Here is a 1,528-nt window from a genome sequence, read left to right as displayed (position 1 = left end):
GAACTCAGAAGTGAAACGCAATCGCGCCGATGGTAGTGTGGGGTCTCCCCATGTGAGAGTAGGTCATTTCCAGGCGCTAAATAAAACATAGAGGCCACCCAATCGGGTGGCCTTTTTGTTTTATCTGCTTTTTGGAAATGACACTTTCACATGGGGAAGACAAAAGCACATGCGCAGCATGTTTCCTTTCATGTGTACCCAAAGGGCATAATAAATAGTAGGGCGAATATCGCGCTAGCGATGTGCTTATGGTAGAAAATTGTTCCCGACATTTTCAACATTCCCCACATCCCTGTGAGTCAGCGCGGAGCTTTAGCGTAGCTGATCATGACAGGCGCCATTCTTTGTTTTGTCTGCTTGTAGGAAATGACACTCTCACATGGGGAAATAGAAAGCCCGAACGCAGTGAGGCTCAATACCCATGTGTACCCAGAGGGCATAATAAGAGGCCGATAAATGCTCCCTTCAATATCGGCACTTCCGCCATCCTTGGCAGTCGTAGGGTGAAATGGGCGTTGTTGGCGAAGCGTAGCTTTGCACCCATTGAACGCGGAGGGTTTACCCGTAGCTGGCCATGACAAGCGCCACTCTTTGTTTTTCTGTTCTTTGAAAGTAGGACGTTAAAATTGATATCTTAATACTAAGTTGTGAGTGTTTAATGCGGGATTATGATCATAGTTATTCCAGTTAGACATGTGCTCAAATTGATAGCCTATTGCCCAATTTTCCGTTGCATGGAATATGGCATTTGCCCCTAGGATAAATTGGAAATGACCGCCATAATCTTTTGTTTTCAGATCATTTTCACCAAAAACTGTTTTAGTGAGATAAATTCCTCCTCCTACGAGTGCAAAAGAGAAAGATCCTACATTAAGCCCTGGAGTGGCATATAGGCTAAAACGTTCGCCTCTTTCATTATCGACAGATATTTGTCCAAGCTTTGCTCCTGCACCTAAGAAATAGCGATTAGAGTCGAAGCGTAGAAAAATACGTTGATATTCGACATCATAAGTGTAGATGGTTTTATTTTGAGTACTGGTTGGCTCGCCGTAAATCAAGCTAACACTATTATTGTTAATATCAGAGGCACTGATTGTTATGAATAATGATGGAATAAAGTATGAACAACAAAAAACGGCATATCTGTACATCATTTTTGACCTTAATAATCATGTCTCAAATCACTCAAACTATCGAGTGAGTTATTGATTTAAGCTTGATTAATTAAGGTGGCTGCATGTCAGTTAACCTTAAAAGCGTTAAATATTGTTTATTTAACGTTCAAGCTATAGATTATTTATAGTACAAAATGATTACAAATGTGATTTTGATGACGTTTTTTATAGTTAAAAAGAATGATTTTACTGCTTTATAGTGAATAAGCGATTGAAAAGATGATATAAGGCGTTTTTAGAAAAAATCATTATTTTTTCAAAACAGTGAAGAGAAAAAGTGAAGAGGTATAGTGAATTTGGCCACCTACTTAGAGACTGTATAATCAGTTTCATATCAATATAGGTGACACAAT

1 protein-coding gene is annotated in these 1,528 nt (G+C 39.2%); it reads right to left on the bottom strand.

Going from position 1 to position 1,528, the window contains the following annotated elements:
* Positions 1-620: 620 nt before the first annotated feature.
* Entirely contained in the window at positions 621-1,154 is a 534-nt protein-coding gene (locus Q0791_RS24795) for an acyloxyacyl hydrolase (RefSeq protein ID WP_299011938.1), read from the bottom strand.
* Between the last annotated feature and the right edge of the window lie 374 nt (positions 1,155-1,528).

Origin of the sequence: uncultured Shewanella sp., assembly GCF_947495455.1 — a bacterium.
In the GTDB taxonomy this organism is placed as follows: domain Bacteria; phylum Pseudomonadota; class Gammaproteobacteria; order Enterobacterales; family Shewanellaceae; genus Shewanella.
This window is presented reverse-complemented; position numbering and strand designations above follow the sequence as displayed.

What these genes read in the sequence shown, in the direction of transcription:
- Q0791_RS24795 (WP_299011938.1), bottom strand. Translation starts at nt 1,154, where the DNA reads ATGATGTACAGATATGCCGTTTTTTGTTGTTCATACTTTATTCCATCA.